At 41.9% G+C, this 25,790-nt stretch carries 28 protein-coding genes; all 28 read right to left on the reverse strand.

Going from position 1 to position 25,790, the window contains the following annotated elements:
• Positions 1–5 precede the first annotated feature (5 nt).
• Positions 6–545, reverse strand: coding sequence for a bifunctional pyr operon transcriptional regulator/uracil phosphoribosyltransferase PyrR (pyrR, locus tag AC25CA_RS09265; protein ID WP_486813572.1), 540 nt, complete (start codon positions 543–545; stop codon positions 6–8).
• Positions 542–1,456 (reverse strand): RluA family pseudouridine synthase, encoded by a 915-nt coding sequence (locus AC25CA_RS09270; protein WP_486813573.1) that lies wholly within the window; start codon positions 1,454–1,456, stop codon positions 542–544. The genes pyrR and AC25CA_RS09270 overlap by 4 nt, the downstream gene beginning before the upstream one ends.
• A complete protein-coding gene (gene lspA, locus AC25CA_RS09275; RefSeq protein WP_486813574.1) occupies positions 1,446–1,955 on the reverse strand; it encodes a signal peptidase II in 510 nt (169 codons plus the stop codon). Before lspA ends, AC25CA_RS09270 begins: the two co-directional genes overlap by 11 nt.
• Positions 1,956–2,114: 159 nt before the next feature.
• Positions 2,115–2,588, reverse strand: a complete 474-nt coding sequence (locus AC25CA_RS09280; RefSeq protein WP_486813575.1) for a DivIVA domain-containing protein — start codon at positions 2,586–2,588, stop codon at positions 2,115–2,117.
• Between the two features lie 11 nt (positions 2,589–2,599).
• Positions 2,600–3,364, reverse strand: a complete 765-nt coding sequence (locus AC25CA_RS09285; protein ID WP_486813576.1) for a YlmH family RNA-binding protein — start codon at positions 3,362–3,364, stop codon at positions 2,600–2,602.
• 5 nt (positions 3,365–3,369) lie between these two features.
• Positions 3,370–3,861, reverse strand: a complete 492-nt coding sequence (locus AC25CA_RS09290) for a cell division protein SepF (protein ID WP_486813577.1) — start codon at positions 3,859–3,861, stop codon at positions 3,370–3,372.
• Between the two features lie 10 nt (positions 3,862–3,871).
• Positions 3,872–4,552, reverse strand: a complete 681-nt coding sequence (locus AC25CA_RS09295; protein ID WP_486813578.1) for a YggS family pyridoxal phosphate-dependent enzyme — start codon at positions 4,550–4,552, stop codon at positions 3,872–3,874.
• A complete protein-coding gene (locus tag AC25CA_RS09300; RefSeq protein WP_486813579.1) occupies positions 4,521–5,735 on the reverse strand; it encodes a biotin/lipoyl attachment domain-containing protein in 1,215 nt (404 codons plus the stop codon). The genes AC25CA_RS09295 and AC25CA_RS09300 overlap by 32 nt, the downstream gene beginning before the upstream one ends.
• A 72-nt stretch (positions 5,736–5,807) precedes the next feature.
• Positions 5,808–6,800, reverse strand: a complete 993-nt coding sequence (locus tag AC25CA_RS09305; RefSeq protein ID WP_486813580.1) for an NAD(P)H-dependent glycerol-3-phosphate dehydrogenase — start codon at positions 6,798–6,800, stop codon at positions 5,808–5,810.
• A 2-nt stretch (positions 6,801–6,802) separates the two neighbouring features.
• Complete coding sequence (gene plsY / locus AC25CA_RS09310; RefSeq protein ID WP_486813581.1) at positions 6,803–7,396, reverse strand: glycerol-3-phosphate 1-O-acyltransferase PlsY; 594 nt, start codon at positions 7,394–7,396, stop codon at positions 6,803–6,805.
• Positions 7,393–8,718: a ribosome biogenesis GTPase Der gene (der, locus tag AC25CA_RS09315; RefSeq protein ID WP_486813582.1), complete on the reverse strand. Its 1,326-nt coding sequence runs from the start codon at positions 8,716–8,718 to the stop codon at positions 7,393–7,395. Before der ends, plsY begins: the two co-directional genes overlap by 4 nt.
• 11 nt (positions 8,719–8,729) lie before the next feature.
• The gene (locus AC25CA_RS09320) at positions 8,730–10,055 is read right to left on the reverse strand and encodes a DUF512 domain-containing protein (RefSeq protein WP_486813583.1); all 1,326 of its coding nucleotides are present in this window, start codon (positions 10,053–10,055) and stop codon (positions 8,730–8,732) included.
• An 88-nt stretch (positions 10,056–10,143) separates the two neighbouring features.
• Entirely contained in the window at positions 10,144–11,376 is a 1,233-nt protein-coding gene (locus tag AC25CA_RS09325) for a serine hydroxymethyltransferase (protein WP_486813584.1), read from the reverse strand.
• 61 nt (positions 11,377–11,437) lie between these two features.
• A complete protein-coding gene (locus tag AC25CA_RS09330; RefSeq protein ID WP_486813585.1) occupies positions 11,438–11,728 on the reverse strand; it encodes a metal-sensitive transcriptional regulator in 291 nt (96 codons plus the stop codon).
• Positions 11,709–12,143 (reverse strand): SoxR reducing system RseC family protein, encoded by a 435-nt coding sequence (locus AC25CA_RS09335; protein ID WP_486813586.1) that lies wholly within the window; start codon positions 12,141–12,143, stop codon positions 11,709–11,711. The genes AC25CA_RS09330 and AC25CA_RS09335 overlap by 20 nt, the downstream gene beginning before the upstream one ends.
• 132 nt (positions 12,144–12,275) lie before the next feature.
• Positions 12,276–13,598: a replication-associated recombination protein A gene (locus AC25CA_RS09340; RefSeq protein ID WP_486813587.1), complete on the reverse strand. Its 1,323-nt coding sequence runs from the start codon at positions 13,596–13,598 to the stop codon at positions 12,276–12,278.
• A gap of 7 nt (positions 13,599–13,605) precedes the next feature.
• Positions 13,606–14,061 carry a transcriptional regulator NrdR gene (gene nrdR, locus AC25CA_RS09345; protein ID WP_486813588.1) on the reverse strand — a complete coding sequence of 152 codons (456 nt, stop codon included), beginning with the start codon at positions 14,059–14,061 and terminating at the stop codon, positions 13,606–13,608.
• A 17-nt stretch (positions 14,062–14,078) separates the two neighbouring features.
• Positions 14,079–15,266, reverse strand: a complete 1,188-nt coding sequence (gene ftsZ / locus AC25CA_RS09350; RefSeq protein ID WP_486813589.1) for a cell division protein FtsZ — start codon at positions 15,264–15,266, stop codon at positions 14,079–14,081.
• A 102-nt stretch (positions 15,267–15,368) separates the two neighbouring features.
• The gene (locus AC25CA_RS09355; RefSeq protein ID WP_486813590.1) at positions 15,369–15,689 is read right to left on the reverse strand and encodes a hypothetical protein; all 321 of its coding nucleotides are present in this window, start codon (positions 15,687–15,689) and stop codon (positions 15,369–15,371) included.
• Positions 15,690–16,367 carry a DUF881 domain-containing protein gene (locus tag AC25CA_RS09360; protein ID WP_486813591.1) on the reverse strand — a complete coding sequence of 226 codons (678 nt, stop codon included), beginning with the start codon at positions 16,365–16,367 and terminating at the stop codon, positions 15,690–15,692.
• Entirely contained in the window at positions 16,360–17,055 is a 696-nt protein-coding gene (locus AC25CA_RS09365) for a DUF881 domain-containing protein (RefSeq protein ID WP_486813592.1), read from the reverse strand. Before AC25CA_RS09365 ends, AC25CA_RS09360 begins: the two co-directional genes overlap by 8 nt.
• An 8-nt stretch (positions 17,056–17,063) precedes the next feature.
• Complete coding sequence (locus tag AC25CA_RS09370) at positions 17,064–17,798, reverse strand: cell division protein FtsQ/DivIB (RefSeq protein WP_486813593.1); 735 nt, start codon at positions 17,796–17,798, stop codon at positions 17,064–17,066.
• Positions 17,788–18,861: a UDP-N-acetylglucosamine--N-acetylmuramyl-(pentapeptide) pyrophosphoryl-undecaprenol N-acetylglucosamine transferase gene (locus tag AC25CA_RS09375; protein WP_486813594.1), complete on the reverse strand. Its 1,074-nt coding sequence runs from the start codon at positions 18,859–18,861 to the stop codon at positions 17,788–17,790. Before AC25CA_RS09375 ends, AC25CA_RS09370 begins: the two co-directional genes overlap by 11 nt.
• 9 nt (positions 18,862–18,870) lie before the next feature.
• Positions 18,871–19,980 carry an FtsW/RodA/SpoVE family cell cycle protein gene (locus tag AC25CA_RS09380; RefSeq protein ID WP_486813595.1) on the reverse strand — a complete coding sequence of 370 codons (1,110 nt, stop codon included), beginning with the start codon at positions 19,978–19,980 and terminating at the stop codon, positions 18,871–18,873.
• Positions 19,964–21,298 (reverse strand): UDP-N-acetylmuramoyl-L-alanine--D-glutamate ligase, encoded by a 1,335-nt coding sequence (murD, locus tag AC25CA_RS09385; protein WP_486813596.1) that lies wholly within the window; start codon positions 21,296–21,298, stop codon positions 19,964–19,966. The genes AC25CA_RS09380 and murD overlap by 17 nt, the downstream gene beginning before the upstream one ends.
• A 9-nt stretch (positions 21,299–21,307) precedes the next feature.
• Positions 21,308–22,264, reverse strand: a complete 957-nt coding sequence (mraY, locus tag AC25CA_RS09390; protein ID WP_486813597.1) for a phospho-N-acetylmuramoyl-pentapeptide-transferase — start codon at positions 22,262–22,264, stop codon at positions 21,308–21,310.
• An 8-nt stretch (positions 22,265–22,272) separates the two neighbouring features.
• The gene (locus AC25CA_RS09395; protein WP_486813598.1) at positions 22,273–23,736 is read right to left on the reverse strand and encodes a UDP-N-acetylmuramoyl-L-alanyl-D-glutamate--2,6-diaminopimelate ligase; all 1,464 of its coding nucleotides are present in this window, start codon (positions 23,734–23,736) and stop codon (positions 22,273–22,275) included.
• A 59-nt stretch (positions 23,737–23,795) separates the two neighbouring features.
• On the reverse strand, positions 23,796–25,787 hold the full coding sequence (locus tag AC25CA_RS09400; RefSeq protein ID WP_486813599.1) for a penicillin-binding transpeptidase domain-containing protein: 1,992 nt from the start codon (positions 25,785–25,787) through the stop codon (positions 23,796–23,798).
• Positions 25,788–25,790: the final 3 nt, after the last annotated feature.

The raw sequence follows: 25,790 nt of genomic DNA on the forward strand, positions 1-25,790 counted from the left end.
TTAGCCTATTTCTCTTTTTCTAAAATGGTGACAGAATCTTCTTGATCCGATTCTATGAACTTCACACTGATTATTTCATTTCTTGAAGTTGGTGCATTTTTTCCCACATAATCTGGGCGAATTGGCAATTCCCGGTGACCACGATCGATCATAACCGCTAATTGTATGCTTCGTGGACGTCCATGATCCACCAAGGCATCCAGTGCAGCCCGAACAGTCCGTCCCGTAAAAATAACATCATCAAAAAGAACAACATCCTTACCCTTTACATCGAAGTTAATGGCTTGATTGATTGTCGGTTGTTCATTGACCTCCGTCAAGTCATCACGATAAAGTGTGATATCTAACATTTCGACAGAAACCTCAACACCCTCAATTTCCTCAATTTTCTTTGCTATCCGTTTTGCAAAAGGTACGCCACGTGTTTTAACACCGACGAGCACCAAATGCTCCATACCATGGTTTTTTTCCAAAATTTCATGGGCAATACGTATCACAGCCCGTCCCATTGCTTTATCATCCATTAAACGTGCTTTGGTTTTCATTGATTCCCCTCCTGATTTAAGATCCGCAAAATCCGTTGAAAAGATTCCGGCAATTCTGTTTCAAAATGCATCCATTCTCCTGTTCTCGGATGTTCAAATTCAATCTCTTTGGCATGCAAACACTGTCCATTGGTTTGAAATCGCTGTTTCTTATGGCCATAAGTCAAATCGCCCACCAATGGATGTTTAACCGAAGCCAAATGAACACGAATCTGATGAGTGCGTCCCGTTTCTAGCTCGCACTGCAATAAGGTTTGCTGAGAGAACAATTTAAGTACGCTATAATGCGTAATGGCATGTCGTCCATCCGCTACAATCGCCATCCGTTTCCGATCCCTAGGATCCCGTGCTACAGGCTTGTCAATTGTGCCTCCATCCTTGATCCGGCCTTCAGCCAAGGCCCAATAGATCCTTTTAACTTCATGGCGTTTCAATCGGTCAGAAAAAAAATGATGGGCATGATCATTTTTCGCAATCACCAAGAGTCCCGATGTATCCTTGTCGATCCGATGCACAATGCCGGGTCTAATCACCCCATTAATGGATGACAAATGCTCCAAATGAAACAGAAGTGCATGCACCAGCGTACCGGTGCTATGCCCAGGTGCAGGGTGTACGACCATTCCTTCCGGTTTATTCACGACAGCCAGATCTTCATCCTCATAAATGATCTCAATGGGAATATCTTCTGGTAAGAGAGCCAAGGGAATCGGATCTGGAATGGTACATATGACCATCTCTTCAAATTTCACTTTATAATTTGCCTTCCGACTTCTGCCCTTAACCAAAATATGCCCTTCTCGAATCAATCGCTGCACGCTTGCGCGTGACTCACCACTCTTTTCAGCAACAAAAAGATCCAATCGTTTCCCAACATCATTCTCCGCTACTACATAGGTCTCATTCTTCATTAACAAAGATCTCCTCTTCACGGAATATCACCCAAATTGCAATCAGAATTGTAGAGACTACAATGCAAATATCCGCTATATTAAAAACGGGAAAATCATAAATTTGTCCAAATCGAACATCGAAAAAATCGACAACATACCCGCGAAACATACGGTCGATTAGGTTGCCTACTGCACCACCTGTTAATCCCATTACAAAAATCATAAATGGTGTGCGGAAGCGATACCGTTTCATGACATAAACAACCCCAGCAACAAAAGTTAGGGTTAAAATTAAAAAAATCACCCGTTGATTTTGCAAAATTCCGAAGGCCGCACCGAAATTTCTCACATAACTCAATTGAAAAAATCCGGGAATCACTGGAATTGCCGGTTGTCCAGCAAGTGAAGTACTCGCCCATATCTTACTTAATTGATCGATTGCAATCAATGTGATTGCCAATAACCAGCCCATAGCTTCCTCCTTATTTGTAAATGAATGGATTCCTCCATTCCACAATTCAATGAAAATATAAAATCACTCTTCGCGTTTTCATCATCTTCATTATTCCTTTATTTGATCTCGTCGTCAAGATCTGCTGTATTGACACAAAAAAGGCTTGTATCCCTAACCCAATTGGCATACAAACCTTTTGGCACTTTCGTCACTTTCTATTCTTTAATCAAAGAGTCCCGGTTCCTCTTGCAAAGCCCGAAGGTTCGATTTCAAAAAATCACTTTGATTCTGCAACAATTGTGTGAATTTTGCTTCAAATACGAAGACCTCTTTTTTTAATAGATCTGACTTTTGTGTCAGCTCAACAGCTTTCATCCGCGCCTCATTGATAATCTTCTCCGCATCGCGTTGTGCTTCATTAATCACCATATCCGCTTTGTCTGTCGCCTGTACATTCAGCCGCTCAGATGTCTGCTGCGCAAGAACTAGCGTGTTTTTTAGGGTTAATTCAAGATCATCATACTTGGCGATCTGCTCCTGTAAAATCATGGTTCTTTCACGCAACTCGATATTTTCTTGATAAAGCCGTTCGTATCCGGCAATTACCTCTTCCAAAAAATCTTCCACTTCCGCTACTTTATACCCATTCAAAGCCTTTGAAAATGTCTTTTGTTCAAGATCCATCGGTGCCAGCATATTTGTCCCCCCTAAAATTTTTCGATTTCACACTGAATTCTTCCTTTTTTTGATGTTTTCATATCCATTCCCAGTTGGAATCTTCCCGATTTTCGAATAGAAATTAGATCGCCTGGTGAAAGTTCATAGACGATTTTCTTTTCCATATGATGATTCACCTTCACCCGCTCCTGCCGAATTAAATCCTGCGCCTTCCCCCGACTTGTTGGCACAAGGGCTGAAACTACAGCATCCAGACGAAGGGAAGCAACAGAAATTCGTTTGATCGTTCCAGCTTCACGCTGATAATCAAATCCGTCGAGTGGAATCAATTCGCCTGAAATAGATTCCCGCCCAACTTCTATCAATTGACTCCTCACGTAATTCGCAATATCTCCCTCTAGAAATACGAAAAACTGATTATCGCGTACCACAATATCACCAAATTTACTTCGATCGATCCCAAGTCCCATCAAACTCCCCAAAATCTCTCGATGCTCCGGCTGCCACGATTCTTGACCAAGGCCTCGATATAAAGAAATTTCTTGATCCTGGAGCCATTCCTTTTCACCATAGGTAAAAAGGATTTTTTTCCGTTCCGCTTCCTTGTAGCCCCCCGCCAATACATACGAAAGATTGGGCTCTTGCCGCATAATCGATTCTGCTACCTCAACTGTATAAGGATCAAGAAAATCAGTCGTCTCGATCCCTCCGTGATAACTTGCACGCCGCATTTGATCCATCAATCGACGAATAATCTGCCTGCAATTATCATCACGAATAAATTGCAAATTCATTTCTTTTACCATGTAAGTTTTAGATCATCCGACGACTCAATAGGCTCAGCTACAGTACCTGCCGTTGAAATTTTCACAGACTTTGGTGTAATGATAAAGATATTTGAATCAACCTTCTCAACATTTCCTTCCAAAGCATACACCGCTCCCAGCATAAAGTGGTAGGCGTTTTTCTTCCAATCACCCTTCAATTGTTTAAAATTGATGATCACAGTTTTTTCGTTTTTTAAGCGATCGATGGATCTTGTGATTTCATCATAATTGACAGGCTCTTGAATAATAATGCTACCATCCTCTCCAAAGCTAGAGGCAAAATGGTTTGATTCCGATTCGCTAAATAAAATTTCTTTATTAATATCCAATGTATCTGTCATTTTTTCGCTTCCTTCCTCAAAACCATCGTCCTGGAACAGATCTTCTTCAACTTCAATTCCTTGCTCTTGATTCATTCCGATTAAGTTCTTAAACTTTGATGCGAAGGTTTCCTTTTCTTCCATGATTTCCTCCTTATGCTTGATAAATTGCACTACCTATGCGAACCATGGTCGCACCGGCTTGTATGGCTTCTTGATAATCATTGGACATCCCCATGGATAATTCTATCCAATCCTTTGCAAGAGGATGCGCCTTGGCTTGATTAAGCAAGTCTGAAAGCCTCTGAAACCAATAACTATTTTCTTCCGCTGCACATCCATAGGGCAGAATCGTCATCAATCCACATATTTTTATATGTTGAAATTTTCCAATTTGATCCAAGGAATCTAATAATTCTTTCTCGGTAAACCCGAACTTATTGGGATCTTCTCCAATATTGACTTGAAGGAGTCCCGCCTGTTGACACCCTTGCTTCTCACAGATTCCATCGATCGTTTCAAGCAAACGAATGGAATCAATAGCATGGATCATTGCGACCTTCCCTACAATTTTTTTCGCTTTGTTTCGTTGCAAATGACCGATAAAATGCCAAGAAATATCCAAATCACCAAGTTCTTCGATTTTCTTTTCTAGCACAGGAACCCGATTTTCACCGAAATTCCGAATCCCAAGATTATATGTCTCACGAATTTTATCTGAATCAACGGTTTTTGACACGGCAACCATCGTAACCGTTTCCTGCTGGCCTAGCTCCTTTGAATTCCTAATATTCTCTTGAATCTCAAGAATCCGCTGTTTGATTTGACTGTCCACTTTCTTCCTCCTGCAATTGTACTTCATCATATGCACGCAATTGATTTTCACCAATCGACTGCACAATCATTTTTTCTCGATTTTGATCCACAATGGTAACGGGTGTCCATACCACATCTTTGTTCAATCGAATGCGATCAACACCCCAAGAACCCTCTTGAAATCGCACCGCTTTCCGATCCACTAAAACACCTTTAGGAATCCTCGACGGCCTAAGCGACATATTCAGATGTCGTATGTCATTAATCTCATAGAACCGTTCTTCTACTTGTAAAAGCCAATACTCGCCATCGTCCGTCTTGCTGACAAAGGACTTGGTCGCACGTACTGGAACCAGACACTCTTCGCATGTTAAAACAAATTGTCCACTTTCTCTAAAAAAGGGGCTGGCATCGTCTGGAACCCGAAAAAGCACATACCAGGCACTATTATCGGAAAGACGATAAATCGGCTGCATCCACTCCCGCTCCGGTTCAATGGACAAACCCTCAAAAGGATCGTGAATATATCGATAGGCACGTTCCAAATCATTACGCACATTTTCGAATAAAAAATCCTCTTCATAAGAATCGAAAACATAGGATACAATTCCAGCTATTGGTGCTTGATATTGTATCTTTCCGTCTTTCATCTTGTCCAATTCCCGTTTTGTCCGCTGCACTTTCGCCAATTGAATCCCTAAGACATTTTGCTCAGAAAATAAACCATCATAAGTTGTTTGATAAGCTTGGACCGACTCAGATACGGTTTGAAAATCATTTCTCTGGATGGAACGGCGGTAGGCCTCAAGGAAAACCTGGTTAGCTCCATCAATTTGTCCCCGAATTTTTTGAAGATCCACCCGAATATTATCGTAAGAAGAAAGCTCCGACATTGTCAATTCATATCGGCTCTCCACCTCTTTAAGTGACTCTTGCTCATCCCATACATAGAGACCCATTTCAGCACCTCGGCGTACCTTCTGCCCCTCTTCTTGACCAGTAGTAAATCGTCCAGAAACTGGTGCGTAATATACAAATTCCTTACGAACAACAATCCCTTCTGCCTGAATTGTCAACGCTTGATCCACAGGTGCCGCACTCGTTGTCAAATGTGATTGCTGCGGCAATATTTTGGAAAGAAAAAAGATGCTCATCACGATGCAGATCATCAATATTAATGTAAGTATTCGATTCGCCTTCATTGTTACCCTCATTGATGAATTTTCTTCTATTATATCATAAGTGAACCCTCATGAAAGAAGAAAACCGGAGGGTTAATCCCACTCCGGTTTTGAATCTCTCATCATTAATTTATAGACCGACCGAGAGACATCTTCCGTCCCGTACAAGACTTCATAAATCTCTTCTGTAATTGGCATTTCAATTTGGTATTGTCGTGCCAATTCAACAGCTGCTTTCACTGTTTCAGCACCTTCGACTGCCATGCCGATCTTGTGAATCGTTTCTTCAAGACTCATTCCCTTTGCTAACAAAATGCCCGCACGTCGATTTCGGCTGTGCTTGCTCATGCAAGTCACAATCAAATCACCCATTCCAGAAAGACCTAAAAAGGTATTCCTAAGAGCACCCATGGCTTCTCCGAGTCGAGTGATCTCAACAATGCCGCGATTCATCAAGGCTGCTTTTGTATTGTCACCGTAACCCAGTCCATCAGAAATTCCAGCGCCAATGGCAATCACATTTTTCAGCGCACCACCCAATTCTACACCCGTCAAATCATCATTTCTATAAATTCTCAAAAATTCTGTTGTGAATGTTTCCTGAAGCAATTTTGCAAACCCTGAATCTACAGAGGCTACTGTAATTGTTGTCGGCATTTTTTTGGCCACTTCTTCCGCATGACTCGGACCCGACAAGATGCCATAAACAACTTCCGGCAACTCTTCTGTAAAAATCTCCGAGATCCGTAACAAGCTGCCATTTTCCAGGCCTTTTGCTACATTCACAAAATGATGTCCATGATTTGTTATTGGTTTCAATTGCTTTAATACCTTACGAATTTGTTGCGTTGGAACCGCCAACAAGGTAAAGGAAACACCTTCGATTGCATCCTGCAAGTTCGATGACAAAATAATATTATCAGGCAAAAAACATCCCGGCAAATAATGATGATTTTCCCTTGTCTCCTGCAGCACATCTCGTTTTTCTGGATTTCGTACATAAAGCGTTACATCAAAATTCTTTTCGGCAAGTGTAATCGCCAAAGCTGTACCCCAAGAACCTGCACCAATGATGCCAATTTTCATGTTTACACCTTCTCTCCCAATTTTCGTTCAGTTCCATTAATCAATCGAACAATATTTGCGCGATGACGAAATACGGCCATCAAGCCCATTAAAACAGTCGCAGCAACTAAGGTTCCCGAGAAAGGTCGATAAAATATCGCAATTAAAATCGGCAACAAAATAGCATTCACAACCGAACCCAAGGAAACATATTTGGTGACCCAAACAATCAAAGCCATGATTCCAACTTGAACCAATAAGAGGATTGGAGACAGGGCCAACAAAACACCCGCCGTCGTGGCGATGCCTTTGCCACCCTTGAATTTCAAAAAGACTGGATAATTGTGTCCAATTACGACCGAAAGTGCTGCAATAGCCATCACGAGTTCACCGCCTAGGGCGAATCCGATTCGCGTTGCTAAAAATCCTTTTAGCATATCACCGGCCAAAGTCATCAAACCGATTTTGACGCCAAATACTCTCAATGCATTCGTGGCACCGGCATTTTTACTGCCGAATTCACGAATATCTGTTTTGCGTAACCATTTCCCCAATAAAAAACCGGTAGAAATATTCCCAAGTAAATAGGAAAGAACAATTACCAAGCCTATTTTCATTTCTTAGTACTCCTTTCTCGAATGGTAAACCAAATTGGTGTTCCTTTAAATCCAAATTGAGAGCGAATTTGATTTTCCAAATATCGTTGATATGAAAAGTGCATAAGTTCCTTGGAGTTGACAAAGATAACAAAATGCGGTGGTTCCGTACTCCCTTGAGTCGCATAAAATATCTTCAATCGCTTACCCTTATCTGATGGAGGTTGATTCATTAGAATCGCATCCCCGATTATATCATTTAAAACACCTGTTTTTACGCGAATGCGGCGTGTTTCATAAACCTTGTTAATCGCATCTAACATGGTATGGGCTCGCTGTCCTGTCAATGCTGAAATGTAGACAATCGGTGCGTAGGCCATAAAAGCCAAGCCATTTCGCACATCCTTTTCAAAGTTTAGATAGGTTTTGCTGTCTTTCTCAATCAAGTCCCATTTGTTGACCACTATAATTGCACCTTTACCATTATCATGAGCAAAGCCAGCAATTTTCTTGTCCTGCTCGGTCAAACCCACGGTAGCATCAATCATAATCAAACAGAGATCTGCTCGTTCTACTGCAGCAAGCGTACGAATAACACTATATCGCTCAATGCTTTCGTCTTCAATCTTTCCTTTTTTTCGCAATCCTGCTGTATCGATAAAGACATATTTATTTTCACCAACTTCAAATGCTGTATCAATGGCATCTCTTGTTGTGCCAGGAATATCGCTTACAATAACCCGGTCTTCACCCAAAAGACGATTGACCAAAGACGACTTGCCAACATTGGGCTTGCCGACAAAAGCGACCTTAATAACATCTTCATCAGCTTCAGTTGATTTTCCTTCCGGGAAAAGCGCTACGACTTGATCCAGTAAATCGCCAAGACCCAGCCCTTGGGTCGCTGAAATGACATTGGGTTCTCCTAATCCAAGTTCGTAGAACTCATAAAAAGTATCAGGCATATTATTGGTGTCAATTTTGTTGACAACCAAAAGCACCCGTTTGTTGGCCTTAAAGAGCATCTGAGCAACCTCTCTATCCGTAGCGGTCAATCCTTGAATCCCGTCTACCAATAGCATGATTACATCAGCCATTTCAATAGCCATTTCCGCCTGACGGCGCATTTGCTTCAAAATTTTGTCCTTGCTTGCGGGTTCAATTCCTCCCGTGTCAATCATGGTAAAATACTTGTTCAGCCATTCCGCTTCTGCAAAGATACGATCCCGTGTAACACCTGGTGTATCTTCTACAATTGCTATTCTTTTTCCTGCTAATTTATTAAATAATGTAGACTTCCCGACATTCGGTCTGCCCACGATGGCGACTATTGGTTTTGCCATGGTGTTCCTCCTTAAAAATAGCGAAAGAATTGATTTCCATCATTCTCCATAATAATAATATCTGTATTTAGACGAGCTTTCAAGTCCTCTAGTGACATATCGTCCAAAAATACAGCTTCGTCTGATTTGAGTACATTCGCAGGCAAGAGCAAGGTCTTCCCTTTAACCTTCTGTGAAACCTGAGCAAATATATCCTGTGCGGTTAATAAACCGCTGACGGTAATACTGGAACCATAGAACTGATTCTCCACGGCAACCACTTCGATGGATATATTCAGCTTCTTTTCCATCAAAATTAAAGCTAGCTTGCCCATAATTTCTTCCATAATGGTACCCGTCACCAGCACATATTCCTGTCGATCTCCGGCTGATGATGGTTGAAACTCTTCGCTGGCCTCCATAAATTCATGAACAAATTTTGAAACCATTCCAACTCCGTCTTCCAACATATCAAAATCTTCATAGTGGTCTGCCCTTGGAAAATCTCGCCTGGCAACCAGATAAAATTCATCTCCAGCAAAAACAAAGCGGGTTCCAAGTCTATCCAGACACTCTTTCTGACGCTCTATCAATTGATCCAAGAATGCGGCTGCCTCCGATTCTTTAAACCCATGAAGTTCCGCTAGTCCATCCCGGTGTTTGGTTAATCCGATGGGAACAATGGCAATAGAATGCACAGCAGGGTGCAATTCAGCTAATTCTCGAACGGTGCGATCCAAATGAGCTCCATCATTCAAGCCAGGGATCAATACAATCTGACAACTCATCTCGATCCCTGCATCTGCAAATCGCTTCATTAATGGAAGCAAGTTTCCAGCTTTTGGGTTCTTAAGCATTTTTACACGCAATTCTGGATCAGTCGTATGCACAGACACATTGATGGGTGAGATCCGATATCGAATGATTCGCTCAATCTCTTCTTCCTCAATATTAGTGAGGGTAACAAAGTTTCCTTGTAAAAATGACAAACGACTGTCGTCATCTTTGAAGTACAAAGTTTTACGCATTCCTTTTGGATTTTGATCCACAAAACAAAAAAGACATTTATTCTTGCAATGATGCGCGCACCCTAGAAGTTGATTATGAAAAAGGATTCCTAAATCGTCATCGTATTCTTTTTCCACTTCGATTTCCCATTGTTCACCGTTGACTTTTTCTATCAATACAAGGATCGACTCACCGGCGATTAAAAATCGATATTCAATAATGTCATTGACTGCAACACCATTAATGGAAATCAATCGATCTCCGGACTGAATGCCAACTTCATCTGCAATGCTATTTGGTTCTACAAATTCGACGCAATTTTGCAACGAACGTTCACTGTTTACTTCCATAACAATCCTCTCAATTCTTTATCCTTCTAAGGATACATGCTTTCCTACTTTAAATCAAGAAAAAACGCCCAAAAGGGCGTGTTTTCAACTATCGATATAATGGATACTTGGAGCAAAGCGAGTCAACCAATTTCTTTGCCTGCTCAGGATCCGCATTTTCTTTCAATGTCAATTCAAATATTTCAGCAATAACATCCATATCCGCTTCTGTAAACCCTCGAGTTGTAATCGCCGGTGTACCCAATCGAAGTCCGCTAGTCACAAATGGACTTTCTGGATCAAATGGAATGGTATTCTTGTTGGCAGTTATTCCGATTTCATCCAAAAGATGCTCGGCTACCTTTCCAGTCATATTCCGGTTTCGAACATCAACCAAGACCAAGTGATTATCCGTTCCCCCTGAAACAAGAGTAAATCCACGCTTTAACAAAGCTTGACTTAGAGCAGATGCATTGTCAATGATCTTTTGCTGATACACTTTGAACTCTGGTGTCAAAGCTTCCTTGAAGCTGACCGCTTTTGCCGCAATCACATGCATCAAAGGACCGCCCTGGGTGCCTGGGAACATGGCTTTATCAATCTTCTTCGCGTATTCTTGCTTGCAAAGAATGGCTCCGCCTCTTGGGCCGCGTAAAGTCTTATGGGTAGTTGTTGTAACAAAATCAGCATAGGCTACCGGGTTTTGATGCAAGCCCGCTGCAACAAGTCCAGCAATATGCGCCATGTCAACCATCAAGTAAGCGCCAACAGCATCGGCAATCTCTTTAAATTTATCAAAATAAATTTCTCGTGGATAGGCACTCGCCCCAGCAACGATCAGTTTCGGCTTCACTTCTTTTGCCAACTCCATCACTGCGTCATAATCAATAACTTGCGTTTCTTTATCCACGCCGTAACTTACAAAATTAAAATATGTGCCGGAAATATTAACGGGACTGCCATGGGTCAAATGTCCACCATGGGACAAGTTCATGCCAAGAACCGTATCGCCAGGCTTTAAAATAGCAAAATAAACACCTAGATTTGCATTAGCTCCACAATGAGGTTGCACGTTGGCATGGTCTGCGCCAAATAATTCCTTCATGCGATCTCGCGCGAGGTCTTCTACAACATCAACAAACTCACAGCCGCCATAGTATCGTTTCCCAGGATAGCCTTCAGCGTATTTGTTTGTCAAATAGCTTCCCATTGCCTCCATCACCGACTCAGAGACAAAATTCTCTGATGCGATCAATTCAATTTTATCGGATTGACGATTTTTTTCTAATTGTATCGCCTCATACACCTCTGGATCAGTTTTCATTACTTGTTCAAAATTCATGCGCGACCTCCCTCTCAAAATATACCGTTATTATATCATAGCTTTCTGCAAAGATTACGCATTATTTCGAATATTTCACAACCAATTCCAACAAGTCTTTCAATAACTCTTCTTGATCCTCTTGATTGCCTGCTTTTAGCTGGCCCATCAGACAATCTTCAATATATTCTTCCATAATCAATCCGCCAACTTTGTGAAGCGCCGCCTTAGCGGCTGAAATTTGAACCAAAATATCCTGGCAAACCTTCTCTTCGTCCACCATCTTTTGAATCCCTTTTACCTGGCCTTCAATTCGCCTCAATCGAAGAATTAAACTCGCCTTGTCTTTTCGGCTACAAGATTTTGTCGTCATATTGATCTCCTCCCAAAACACGTCCCATGGCCAATTTCTTTTTTTGTCGGCTAAAGACCTTTCGGTCCAAAATCCATAAAAAAACAAATGTCGCACTCATAAACAAAAGCCCAAGGCCAAATGCTTTTACCTCGGATCCAAACCAAGTCGATCCCAAGAAAATTCCCGCAATCATACCGGCAGCAGGGATTCCATAAACAATCAAACTCGATAGCAAAATAAATCGCGTATCAGAAACAATTTCTACATAATCCCCTTGACTTGCATCAAGTTCATTACTCAATTCAACCACAATAGAAGGAGCATCACATGATCCCCCACAAGATTTGCAATTCCCGCCACATGCGGAGATCCGTCTGACTTGAACCATTGCCAGATTTTCTTTCTTTTCAATGACATATCCTATTTGATCCATATTCTCATCCCTTCGGTACCCCTGTACGGTATTATATTCATTATCATACCACAATTTATATCTTTTTCAAGCAAAAATAGCTTCTAGACCTTCTTGTCGTCTTATCCCTCTCTTGCAATCAAAAAGACGACCTTAGTCGTCTTCTCGCAAACTATTCAGATACATTTTCATCTTCTTCTCATAGCCCTGATCCGTAGGGGTATAAAACTCACTCTCATCCAAAGCCTTCGGTAAATAGTTTTGATCCACATAATGATTGGAATAAGCGTGAGGATACAGATATTTCAGTCCTTCATCCCCTTGATGGCGCGCCTTCATGCCACGAGCTGTTGCATCTTTTAGATGTTCAGGAACCGTCGCAATTTTCTCGGTTTTCACCTTTTCAAGAGCACGATTGATCCCCACATAAGAGGCATTACTCTTTGGGGCCGAAGCCAAATAGGTCGTCGCTTGTGCCAATAAGATTCTTCCCTCAGGCATACCGATCCGTTCAACACCTTGCGCAACCGCAACCGCCAATTGTATAGCTTGGGGATCCGCATTGCCAACATCTTCCGCTGCACTGATCATCAGACGCCTACATATAAATTTCGGATCTTCTCCGGCTTCGATCATCAAAGCTAGCCAATATAGGGCTGCATTCGGATCTGAGCCACGAATACTTTTGATAAATGCAGAAATTACATCGTAATGAAAGTCTCCATTTTTTTCATAACGAATGGGTTTTTTCCTAGACGCGTCAGCAAGCAAAGAAAGAGAAATATTCATTTTTCCTTCTTTCGATTCTGCAAGCATGACACCCATTTCTAAAAGATTTAAAGCAACCCGCGCATCACCATTAGCGACTTGAACCATATAGTCCATGGCCTCGTCCTCAAGATACACTGGCAACTTACCAAATCCATTTTCTTGATCACAAATCGCACGCTGTACGATTTTTTCAATGGACTCATCATCCAATGGTGCGCATTCTAATACAATGGATCGTGAAATCAAGGCTTTATTTACTTCATAGTAGGGATTTTCCGTCGTTGCCCCAATCAAAATTACGGTTCCATTTTCTACGTAGGGAAGAAGAGCATCTTGCTGCGATTTGTTAAACCGATGAATTTCATCGATAAACAAAATCGTGCCAATCCCTTCAAACCGTTGAGAGGCCTTTGCTTTCTCAACTACTTCACGAATATCTTTCACCCCTGAAGTCACGGCATTCAATCGAAAGAACGCTTTTTTTGTTTCTTTGGCCAGAATTCTTGCCAGGGTTGTCTTCCCTGTTCCCGGAGGTCCAAATAAAAGTAAAGAAAGCAATTGATCATGATCAATCGCTTTCTTTAATACTGAGTTATCACCAACCAAACGTTCCTGCCCCTGAAAATCAAGCAATCGATTCGGGCGCATTCGCTCCGCTAAAGGTTGATAAACTTTTTTTTGTTCAGCAAATCCAAATAAATCCATTTTTCTCCTACTTCTCGTGTAGCATCTTTTTCAACTCATCAAGAAAGGTGTTTAAATCCTTAAACTGACGATAAACAGATGCAAATCGAACATATGCAATTTCATCCAAATCTTTGAGTTGATTCATAACCAATTCCCCAATCATGGTAGAAGAGATTTCACGTTTCAAAGAATTTTGCAAATTCTTTTCCACTTCATCTGCAATCAACTCCATCTGTTTCATGGACACGGGTCGCTTTTCACAAGCGCGAATCAGGCCATTAATGATTTTATCTCGATTATATTCCTGTCGAGTACCATCTTTCTTGATCACAACGATCGGAATATGTTCGATTTTTTCATAGGTTGTAAAGCGCTGGTTGCACTTCACACACTCCCGGCGGCGACGAATCGAATGACCTTCCTCTGTCGGCCTCGAATCTACCACTTTTGTTTCATAATAATCACAAAAAGGACATTTCATTTTCGTCTCCCTCCCACCTAAAAGTTTTGGCGTATAAACGTCGGAATATCCAGGGTATCTTCTTCCTGACCTTCTTCTGTCGTTTTCTCTATTTTTTCTTCTGGCTCAACTGGTGCTTCCGCTGGCTTCGATTCAATCTCTTGATCTACTTCTTCCTTAACAACTTCAACCGCTTCCACTTTGCTTGCAAGCTTTTCAACAACTCCTTCTGGCTTGCTTTCAACTACCACGGTCTTGACCGGAGCTATCTCTACCTTGTCATGATAACCGGTGGCAATAATGGTTACCTTGATCTCTCCGTTCAAGCTAGGATCTTCCGCAGCTCCAAAGATAATATTTGCATCGGCAGATGCAGCCTGCTGAACCAAATCGGCAGCCTGTGTCACTTCCATCAAACTCAATTGATCTCCAGTGATATTCAACAATACACCAGAAACTCCATTGATAGTCGTTTCAAGCAGTGGACTCTCGATCGCTTTACGAACCGCTTCAATAGCCCGATTTTCTCCACTGGCAGAACCGATTCCCATATGTGCAACCCCTTGATTTTCCATAATGGTTTTAACATCGGCAAAATCCAAGTTAATCATACCTGGAACCACAATCAAATCTGAAATTCCTTTAATACCGGAATGCAAAACTTCATCAGCAATCCCAAAGGCTTCCATCATTGTGGTATTCGCCTCTACAATATCCAACAATCGATCATTTGGAATCGTCACCAAGGTATCAACCGCCTCTTTCAAGGTATCGATCCCAGATGTGGCAAAACGCATTCTTCGAGAACCTTCAAATGTAAAAGGCTTCGTTACAACCGCCACTGTCAAAATACCCATTTCTCTTGCTATTCCTGCCACAACTGGAGCAGCACCCGTACCGGTTCCACCGCCCATTCCAGCTGTAATAAAGACCATGTCAGCGCCTTCGATCGATTCCATAATCGTCTGTCGGCTTTCTTCAGCCGCTTGTCGTCCAATGTCTGGATTTGCTCCAGCACCCAAACCACGGGTCAGCTTTTCACCAATTTGAATGGTAAATTCGGCTTCTGAAGCCTTTAAAGCTTGCATATCGGTATTAATGGCAACAAAATCAACACCTTGTAAATCCTTGGTGATCATTCGATTTACCGCATTGTTTCCGCCTCCACCGACGCCCACCACTTTAATTTTTGCATTTGAATCTTTTTCAAAATCTATCTGAAACATTCCGCACCTCCGAAATCACGAGATCTAGTAGTTTATTAGCAGTAATATGAATATTAAAATCTATATACAGTTTATCGTATTACAAAGAAAAGTACAATCTTTCTATTCCGACAAGTTTTCAGCCCAGGACTGGATTCGCCCAAACATCCGTATGCAAATTGGTAGATAGGCACCCAAATACAACAAATTATTGAACTGATCCGCCAAAAATACAATACCGGTACAAAGAATGATCTCCATTCCCAGAGCTAGCAGGCTATGACTTTTTTTTGAGTCTTTTGCTTGTAAAACACTAGCTAGAATTCCATCAATAGAAAGCAAAATATAGGCCAACAAATAGGCAGAAAAATTCAAGGGCCAACCCAGAGGAATCAGATAGCCAATGACGCCTCCCGCGAGTATTCCTAGCATCAAATACTTCATTTATCTTCTCCTCTCATAACCTAAAATTTCTAAATTTTCACTGACTAATACACGAACCTCCAGGTTGTATACAGAACGAAGTAGATCCGTATACGTATTGGGTGCCGTAACCGCTGCAAACAAAACTGAAGGATCTCCAATCACTTTCATAACAAATGGAGCAGTTGTGCTCTCATCATTCACCCAGATAATCGGACCTCCGCATTGGATTTTCGATCCCCAAGTCACCCGTTCCCCTTCAATGCTTATCGCTTCTGCACCTGCAGCTCGAAGATCGTTGACAATATTTAAAATATCCGTATTATGAACCAAGTCAAACATTTCTACCTGTTCTCCATCATTGGACCGATCATTCACTTTAATCAGGATCCCAGGCCCCTTCACAGCTTGAGAACCAGAAAGAATCCTTTTTTCCTTCAAGTCTTCGCGTAAATACGCAAGGGTTTCTATTTCATCGGTTAGACTCTGATAGGTCTCGAGGATCTGAGCCCTCTCTATCAAGGAATCCTCTCGCGTTTGAATCTGTTCTGATAAAATTTCAATTTGATTTTCCAAACGAATCAATTCTGATTTATCTGCTTCCTGAAGTCGACTCGATTGAACACGAGCAAGCCACAATAAACAAAATCCAAGAACCAGTGAAGCGATAAACAAGGTGAGTTTTCTCTTATCATTCATTGTCAACACCCCTTATAAACCGACTGGATTTACGAGGAACTTGGCTTTTTAAGATCATTTTTTCTTGTTTGACAACCTCTACTTCCAAACCCAAATAATTCTCGATAGCAAAAACAATACCGCCCTTCAGGTCTAAAGCAGCGGCTAATTTATCAGGATCTCCGATAGCACGAATCACAATGGGGCTTCCAATGGAAATTCCATTGACATTAATATGTGAACCAACCTTAAGAATCTCAGTCCGCGCAGTATAGCGTTCCCCATTGATCTCAATAGCTTCTGCGTCAGCAACATTCAAATAACTGATCACATCATGTAAAATCTCCGTATTATCTGCCAAAACGCTCATGTTTGGATATAGATTGTCCTCTTGAATTCGAACTTCAACCCCGGGTCCTTGGGCCTGGGTATAACCTAATTTCATTTCAAGTTCATCGATAGTGTCAATATATCGATTTACGATTTCATCACTAGACTTGGTTTGATCCCGCAAAAAATCGTTCTCCGTCTCCAACACCGCAATGGTTTCCGACTGGTGGTTCAACTCCTTTTTAAGGGTTTGAATCTGCTGCAACAAAGCCTCATTGCCATAGGGATAGCGCTGTTCGATTTCCATTTGGGAAGCAACCCGAACCCCAACAACACAAATTACACCAATTATTAAGCCTTCAATCCATCGTTTTTTCATAGCCTCACCTACTCTTCTTGCAAAAATCTAGCATCATAACCTGCTTCTAATTGAATGGTCCCTTCTGAAATCCCCTTACGAGACAAATCACTGACAATTCTCGCAAGCATATCCACAATATAGGGGCCATCTATCATATCCGACACTTCTACCTTCAAACGTTTTGTCAGCCAAAACTCCATTTCTTGATCATTAAGCTTTGTCATACGAAATGCACGTTCGCCAACAAGCGTGTCTTTCCAATTCAAAATTTCCAGCAAGCAATCCCAACGTTCTTCTGAAACATTGCTAGGCTTCATTCCAAGTTCAACTTCCAATGGTACTTCAATCAATTCGGTATCGCCATCCCAAGAATCACTTGAATTTACATAATCCAAAAAGATTCCTTTTTCATCCATGACTACGATGCGTTTATCCATCAGTTGAAGCTGATATCGAGGGCTTCGTTCATCGATTACAATTTCCAATTGATTAGGCAAACTACGTTTAATTGAACTCGATTGAATCCAGGGCAAATTCTCAAGATTACGTTCAACTTGTTTCAAATTAATATTCCATAGCATCTGTTGCGATTCCACATGGGCTGCAGCTATTATTTCCTCTTCCGATAATTGGTCTTCTCCATGAACCACAATCGTGTCAACGCCAAAAACAAGGTATTGGTAGCTGAGCATACCTAAAAGGCAGCAAAACACCATCCCCATCACAAGCCAACTCGACACTTCTTTGATTCTATTCACCATGTTTCACACGCTCCCAAATTAATTGAAATATTTCTTGTGTCACCAATGGATTCGACATTTCACGGGACTGGCTCGCCATTTTCTTTCGCAAATCTGAATCAGATCGCAATTTCTCTACAGCATCCATCAGCCATTGGCCCGTCAAATCCTTCTCTTCACACATCAAACTGGCCCCTGCATCCACCATGGCTTTGGCGTTAAAGAATTGATGGTATTCTGTTGTGTATGCCTTTGGTATCAAGATTGATGCTTTACCCAAAGCCTGCAATTCTGCGATGGTAATAGCTCCAGCACCCGTAACTACCAAATCTGCATCCACCATATCATCAAAAATTTCCGGTAAATAGGCCCGCACTTGAACCTGGTCTGGAAGATTATCTATTTCACTGATAAAGGCTTCATAATGCCTAACTCCGGTCGCATGCGTCCATATAAAATTAATTTTCGTTTCTTGTAAAAGTTCAAGAACAGCCTTATTTAAAGAGGTTTGCCCCCCGGATCCCCCAAAGGAAAGAACATGGAATTCTTTAGATTTTTTTTCACTCACATCATAAAACGCCTTTCTAACAGGATTCCCAACCAATCGAATCTCCCTTGCTCGCTTCAGCCATTTATGACTCTCCTCAAACGCTGTAAACACGAGGTTTACCCGCCTGGATAGAATGCGGTTGGTAACTCCAGGATACGCATTTTGTTCTTGGATTGCTGTAAAGACACCCGGAAAAAATGTCCCCATCATCACGATCGGACCACTGACATACCCCCCGGTTCCTATCACAACGTCTGGTTTAAAGGACCGCATGACTGAAAAAGCACCAAAAATCCCCTTGATCAACACAAAAACGGTCTTCAATGTCTCAATCGAAAATTTTCTTCTGAATCCCTGAACAGAAATTCCATAATAGGCGATTCCCTTTTCTTCAGCCAGCTTTTTTTCCAGCCCCTTAGGCGTACCCACATAAAGGATCTCAGCTTCCAAATCTTGCTTCTGAATCTCTTCTACAAGCGAAAGAGCCGGATAAATATGTCCGCCCGTCCCTCCGCCACTAATGATATAACGCATGGTTCCCCCTTATTCACTGATGGAAATGCTGATTAAAATCCCTGCCATGGACAAGAAAGTAATCAATGCCGTTCCTCCATAACTAATTAATGGTAATACGACCCCCGTATTGGGCAACAAACCTGTTCCTACACCGATGTGGATAATAGTCTGAAAAGCATAGAGCGCAGTAATTCCAATCGCTAAAAGAGCTCCATATCGATTTTGTGTACGCATAGCTATTTTTAACCCCGCCCAAATAAAGAGACCATAAACAAAGATCGTGGATATTGCACCAATAAACCCAAGCTCCTCGGCTAGAACAGAAAAAATGAAATCATTATAAGGATATGGCAAATAATAATATTTCTGTATCCCTTGCCCAAGACCAACGCCCGTTAAACTACCATGAGCATAGGCATATAAGGACTGCCGTAATTGAAAATTCAAGGTGCCCAAATACTCATCCTGATGCAGCCAAGCATCCACTCGTTTCCATTGATAGGAATTTGTAAGAAATGCCCGATAAAATACAGCTCCAACAGCCCCGCCCCCAACGATGACGGAAAGCAAGATCTCTGGCACTCTCAATCCAGCACAGATCAACATAACAAACATGGTGGCCGCTACCGTCAAAGTACTACTCAAGTCATCCTGGACCAAGATCAGTCCAGCGGTTACGGCGATTAACAAAAGTGCTGGTACAGCCTCTTTTAAAAATGACTTAAACTCACAGGTCGATAAAAATTTTGCATAGTAAAGAATAGCACCAACCTTAACGAACTCTACCGGCATCATGCGATAACCAAAGAGTTCTAAAAATCGCCTTGATCCATTCACTTCTTTTCCCATCGGGGAGAAAAGGGTTAAAAGAACAAGGGCAATCGAAGCTGCGTATAAGAGAATAGAAACCCGTTCATATACCCGATAATGAATGCGGCTTGCTATAAAAAACATGATAAATCCAAGAAACAAAAACTTCAAATGGCGAGAAATAAAGAAATATACATCTCCATTTTTTTGAATCAAAGCGGTCGGCACGCTAGCGCTATAAACCATAACAACCCCAAGTATCGAAAGAATTGCCACTAGGATGAAAATCATCCAATCCATTTTTTTTCTATTAATCAGTTTCTTCAATTTTCATCACAACCTGACGGAATATTTCTCCTCGTTCTTCATAACTTTTATATTGATCCCAACTTGCACAAGCCGGTGATAAAAGAATCCAATCATCTTCTTGAGAATTTTTTAAAGATAGCGCTACCGCCTCATTCAAATCCGATGCATATAAGATTTTCGAAATTCCTGCACTTTCTGCAGCCGCTTTCATCTTGCTAGCCGTTTGACCCATAAGTATGACCGTATGAACCTGATTGATGCGGCAAGCTTCAAAAAAATCGCCAAAAACCTCACCCTTGTCATATCCACCGCCAATCAAAACCTTTGGTCCTTCTACCGCCTGAACCGCTGCTACACTGGCTTCTGTGTTGGTTCCCTTTGAGTCATTAAAAAATCCACGTTTTCCGTGTTTTCCCAACCACTCAAAACGATGAGATATTCCTTGAAAGGAAAGAATTGTCTTTTGAATAGCCTCAATCCCCACTCCTGCCTGAATACTCAAGGCAACAGCAACTGCAATATTTTGATAATTGTGGCGTCCCTTTAGCGGAATTTCATCCAGACTCGCAATGAATAACGTTTCTCCTTTTTCACGATACACCACAGCATCATCCAAAAGAAAACAGCCTTCCTCTAACTCTTTTTCTATGGAAAAACCAATGACTTTGGCCTTTGATTGTTTCCCCTCAGCCACAAGTTCAGGGTCATCTTGGTTCACGACAATGATGTCGTCCTCAGCTGCATTCATCCAGAGCCGCTTCTTTGCCGCCTTATAGGCTTCATATCCACCATGCCACTCCAAATGATCGGGCCGCAGATTAATAATCGTAGATACTTTAGGTTGAAAACGCACACAGGACTCCAATTGAAAACTACTCAATTCCAAAACAAACCAGGTATCCTTCTCTGCATGAACTGCACAGGGTAAAATTCCAATACCGATATTCCCGGCTACACAGGTTTCTTTTCCCCCCTGCCGTAAGATTTCTCCGACCAAAGTTGTTGTGGTGGTCTTTCCATTTGTCCCCGTAATTCCGATAACCGGAAAATCAAAGTGACGCTGAAAAAATTCCACATCCGTCATAACCGGAATTTTAGCCCCAATCAAGCCTTGAATCAAAGGATGATCCATTCGGATACCCGGACTCTTGATTGCAAGTGTCAACCCCTCCGGAATCTGGTCGCCTGTCCAAACAGCGACAGAAGCTTCCTTGCCAAAACTAGACATCTGAATGTCATGATCATCGTAAACGACAACACGATAACCCATATGAACCAGGGCTTCTACATTGCCTTGCCCATTTTTCCCATATCCAATTACTGCTATCTTTTCCATGTCAACCCCCTACAGAGCCCAGTATCCAATAAGACCTGCTAAAACTGTAATCATTGAAAATCGAACAACAATTTGATTTTCCGTCATACCTCCCAATTCGAAATGATGATGAATTGGACTCATCCGAAAGACACGCTTGCCCCGTGTCTTGAATGAAATGACTTGAATAATCACAGATAATGCTTCTGCAAAATAAATGCAGCCGACAATGGGAATCCACCACTGCAATCCCGATAAAAGCGCCAATACAAAAACCGCACCTCCCAGTCCCAAGGAACCAAGATCCCCCATAAACACCCGGGCCGGATAACGATTAAAGGCCAAAAATCCAAGAAGGCTGCCCACGGAGGCGATGGTCATAATCCCCAACTCTGAACCAAGGTTCAATTTAAGGCCCAATACATAGAAGGACAAGAAAACAAGGATAGTAACGCTAGTTGAAAGCCCGTCCAAGCCATCTGTTAAATTCACGCTATTCACTGTAGCAAGACATACAAATACGGAAAATAGTACAAAGGATAAAAAGCCCATGTCCCAGATTCCGGTTATAAATGGTATTCTTACGGAAAAATCACCAATCGTTTTCGCATAAAGTAGTACAATGATCAATCCAACTGCGAATTGTAGTATTATTTTCTGTTTTGCAGTCAAACCAAGATTTTGCTTTTTGATCACCTTTTGATAATCATCAAAAAATCCAATAGCAGAAAATCCAAAGACCCCAAGAAACATTAAGATCCCTTCTACTCGTTGATGAAGTGCAGCCTCTATAAGCATAACGATTCCCATGGGAATCAAAAAGAAAAGGCCTCCCATGGTTGGGGTACCTGTCTTCTTCAAATGAGATTGTGGTCCATCTTCTCTAATATGTTGGCCAACTTTCAATCGAATCAGCCATGGTAACAAAAGCTTACCCGTTGCAAGCGCTCCGATTAGCGCAAAACTCCCTATGATCCATTCACTCATTTCCAATTTTACTCCTTCTCAAAATACGCTTGTACGATCTTTCGCTCATCCATTGGAATTTTTTTACTTCCAATAATTTGATATCGTTCATGTCCCTTTCCAAGGAGCAAAATCAAATCGTTTTTTTCAGCCAACCGCAATGCTTCTTCCACCGCTTTTGTTCGATCAGGTTGGCAGATATAATTCTGTTTTTCCGCTGAAATTCCCTCTTCAATTTGCGAGATAATAAAAAGTGGATCCTCAGTACGCATATTATCCGATGTAATCACAAGCAAATCACTGCCTTCCGAAGCAATTCGCCCCATAATCGGACGCTTGGTCTGATCCCTATCGCCACCGCATCCAAAGACTGTAATTACTCTCCCTTTTGTGATTGCACGTGCTGCTTGTATGACCTTGTCCACACCATCAGGGGAATGGGCGTAGTCAATAACCACGGAATAGTCTGCTGGTGTTTCAACCAATTCAAATCGTCCGCATATCCCTTTCACTTGTGGAATTGCCCTACAGATTGCATCAAAATCCATACCCTCATGATAGGCGATTGCCGCTGCAGCAAGTAAATTGTAAATGGCAAACTCTCCCAATAGCTTGGTTTCAACACGAGCACGTTGTCCATAAACAATCAAATCAAAAGATGAACCCCGAATGCCAAGTTCTAGATTTTCGGCACGCAGATTCCACTTGCCATGTAAACCAAAAGAACAAGCCTCCATTTTATACTCTTCAAACAGTTGAAGACCATATGGATCATCGCAATTAATAATACACTTCCCATCTGTTCGTTCAAATAATTTTTTCTTTTCTGAAAAATACTCTTCCATCGTATGATGAAAATCCAAATGATCCTGTGTCAAGTTTGTAAAGACCGCATGACGAAACCGGATGTCACCGACTCGTTCCAAGGCAAGAGAATGGGAAGAAACCTCCATCACACAACGTTTGGCTCCGGCATCAGCCATTTCTCGAAATGTATGTTGCAACTCAATTGCCTCAGGTGTCGTTACTGTTGTTATGGAAATTGGTAATTTCTTATCTCCCAAATGAATGCCCAAGGTGCCAATTACTCCGATTTTCGAATCCAGTTTTGCAAGAATTTGTTGGGCAAAATAGCTGGTAGATGTTTTTCCATTGGTGCCTGTAATTCCCACAACACCCAATTCACGAGAGGGATTTTGATAAAAATTTGCTGCAATTGTAGCCATGGCAATTCGTGAGTCCTCCACCATGATGGCTGTCGTTCCCTCTTGATAAGCCAGCATACATTCTTTCTCTGTCACAACCGCCGCAGCACCCCGCGCTATCGCTTCTCCGATATAGGCATGTCCGTCTACCTTAAAACCCGAAACAGCTATAAATAGCCCATCTGAAGTGATTGAGCGCGAATCGTATGTCAGCCCGCCAATTTCTTTGTCTAAACTCCCTATAGAATTTAGAATCGTCACTCTATGTAGTAGATCTTTTAGTCTCAAATTGATTCCTCCCACGCGCTAATCTGTTGTTACTATCATACTTCTACCCCTCAAAAAAATCAACTTTCCTTTTCCGGTTTTTCGATATGAATTTCTATATAAAAACGCTCATCCAACTCTGTTCCCGGCTGTGGATACTGAGCCGTTACAAAACTGCCTAATTCCCGATCTCCAATAAAGCGATAAGGAAGACCTTCTTTTTTACAGGTCTCAATCGCCTCTTCCTTTGTTAATCCAATTAGGTTGGGAGCTGATACGGCTTCCCACTCTTCCGTCTGCTGATACCCATTCTTATCCAATAAAAAAGCCAGCAAACGCGATGAAGCATAACCAGATGTGCTTCCACCACCCGTCAATTCCCCTTGCGGTTCATCAACAATGATCAAAACACTATATTTAGGAGCATCCATGGGTGCCGCAGCAATAAAAGATGCAATGACAGCGCCGTCTTCATAGCTGCCATTAATCAATTTTTGTGCCGTGCCCGTTTTCCCACCAATTTGATAGCCCTTAAGGTCTGCACGTTTCCCTGTACCCTCTTCAACAACTTTTCGAAGCATCCATCGCAATTCATCGGAGGTTTCTCTCGACACTGCTTGTCGGAGAATATTCGGGTCGAAGGATTCAACCACCTTGCCCTCATTATTCGCGATTTTAGTCACCAAATGGGGCTCAATCAAATACCCACCATTCAAAATAGCGTTAAAACCCGTCAATAATTGCAGGGGTGTCAACTGAAATCCCTGCCCAAAAGACATGGTGGCCAACTCTACAGCATTAATATCCTCTGACTTTGCATAAATCCCTGCCTGTTCACCGCGTAAGTCAACCCCAGTCAAACGATTCAAACCAAACTGATCAAGATAGCGATAGAAGGTGTCAACCCCGAGTCTTTGACCAACCTCTACAAAGACTTCATTGCATGAATTTGCCAATCCATCCGAAAAGCTCTCCGCTCCATGGGGATGTTCCCAGCTCCAGCAACGAATATCAGCACCTCGAATCTGTCTGACAAAACCATCACAATAGAAACCCTCTTTTTGATTCACGCGCGCTTCCTCAAGGGCTGCTGCAGCAACTAGGGTTTTAAAAGTGGAGCCCGGTTCATAGCTGTCCATAATATAGGGTGTTCGCCACAATTGATAGACTTCTTCGCTGATTTCAGACCACGGTTTTTCATTCCATTCTTCAATTTTTTCCGCGTTTAAATCTGATGGCGCTTCCGGGTTCCATAAGAATGTCGTAGGCGCATTTACATCATAGTTAGGAAATGCAGCAGCCGACAAAATCTCACCGCGGTTCACATCCATCACAAGAATCTGAACTTGTTTCGCTTGCGTTCGTTGCGCAATTGTTATTGCCTCATCTTCAGCCAACTCCTGCAATTCCATGTCCAAAGACGTGATTAAGTTTCGCCCATCTTCCGCTTGTATCGATCGGTCCAGGTTAAACAAAACATTATTGTTCCCTGCATCAGTCATTTTCATCACCCGGCCAGGTGTCCCGGTCAAGTAAGCATTGTAATACCGTTCCAATCCATACTGGCCCACCCCGTCATAATTAGTAAAGCCAAGAATATGGGCAGCAAATTCATGATAGGGATAAAAACGTTTGTTTTTTTTGCGAATCTCAATTCCCGACAAATCACTAGACATTAAAACCTGCATTTCATCCAGGGTTAAATCCTCCCGCAAAATTACCTCAGAACGCTCCGTATCTAGCTTATTCAATACTTCAAGGGGATCCAGTTTCAAAAGTTCACTGAATACAGTTGCAAAAGTCGTCTTATCCTCAATCATTTCTGGTGTTGCTATCACAGTTTGGGAAACAATATTTTCAGCCAAGACCTTGCCATCTCGATCGTATATTTCTCCTCGCTCCCCTTGCGTCCAATAATCCTTTGTCCATTGGCCATATGCCTTTTCCGTCATATCACCACTGTCTATCAATTGTACTTGGCCGAGTTTAGCAACTACGGCAAAAAGCGCTCCATAAATAAGAAGCGCCATCACAAGTATTCTTCGATTCAATTTTAGTCTCTGTTTATTCATCGC

The organism is Gottschalkiaceae bacterium SANA, assembly GCA_036323355.1.
Lineage (GTDB): Bacteria > Bacillota > Clostridia > Tissierellales > GPF-1 > GPF-1.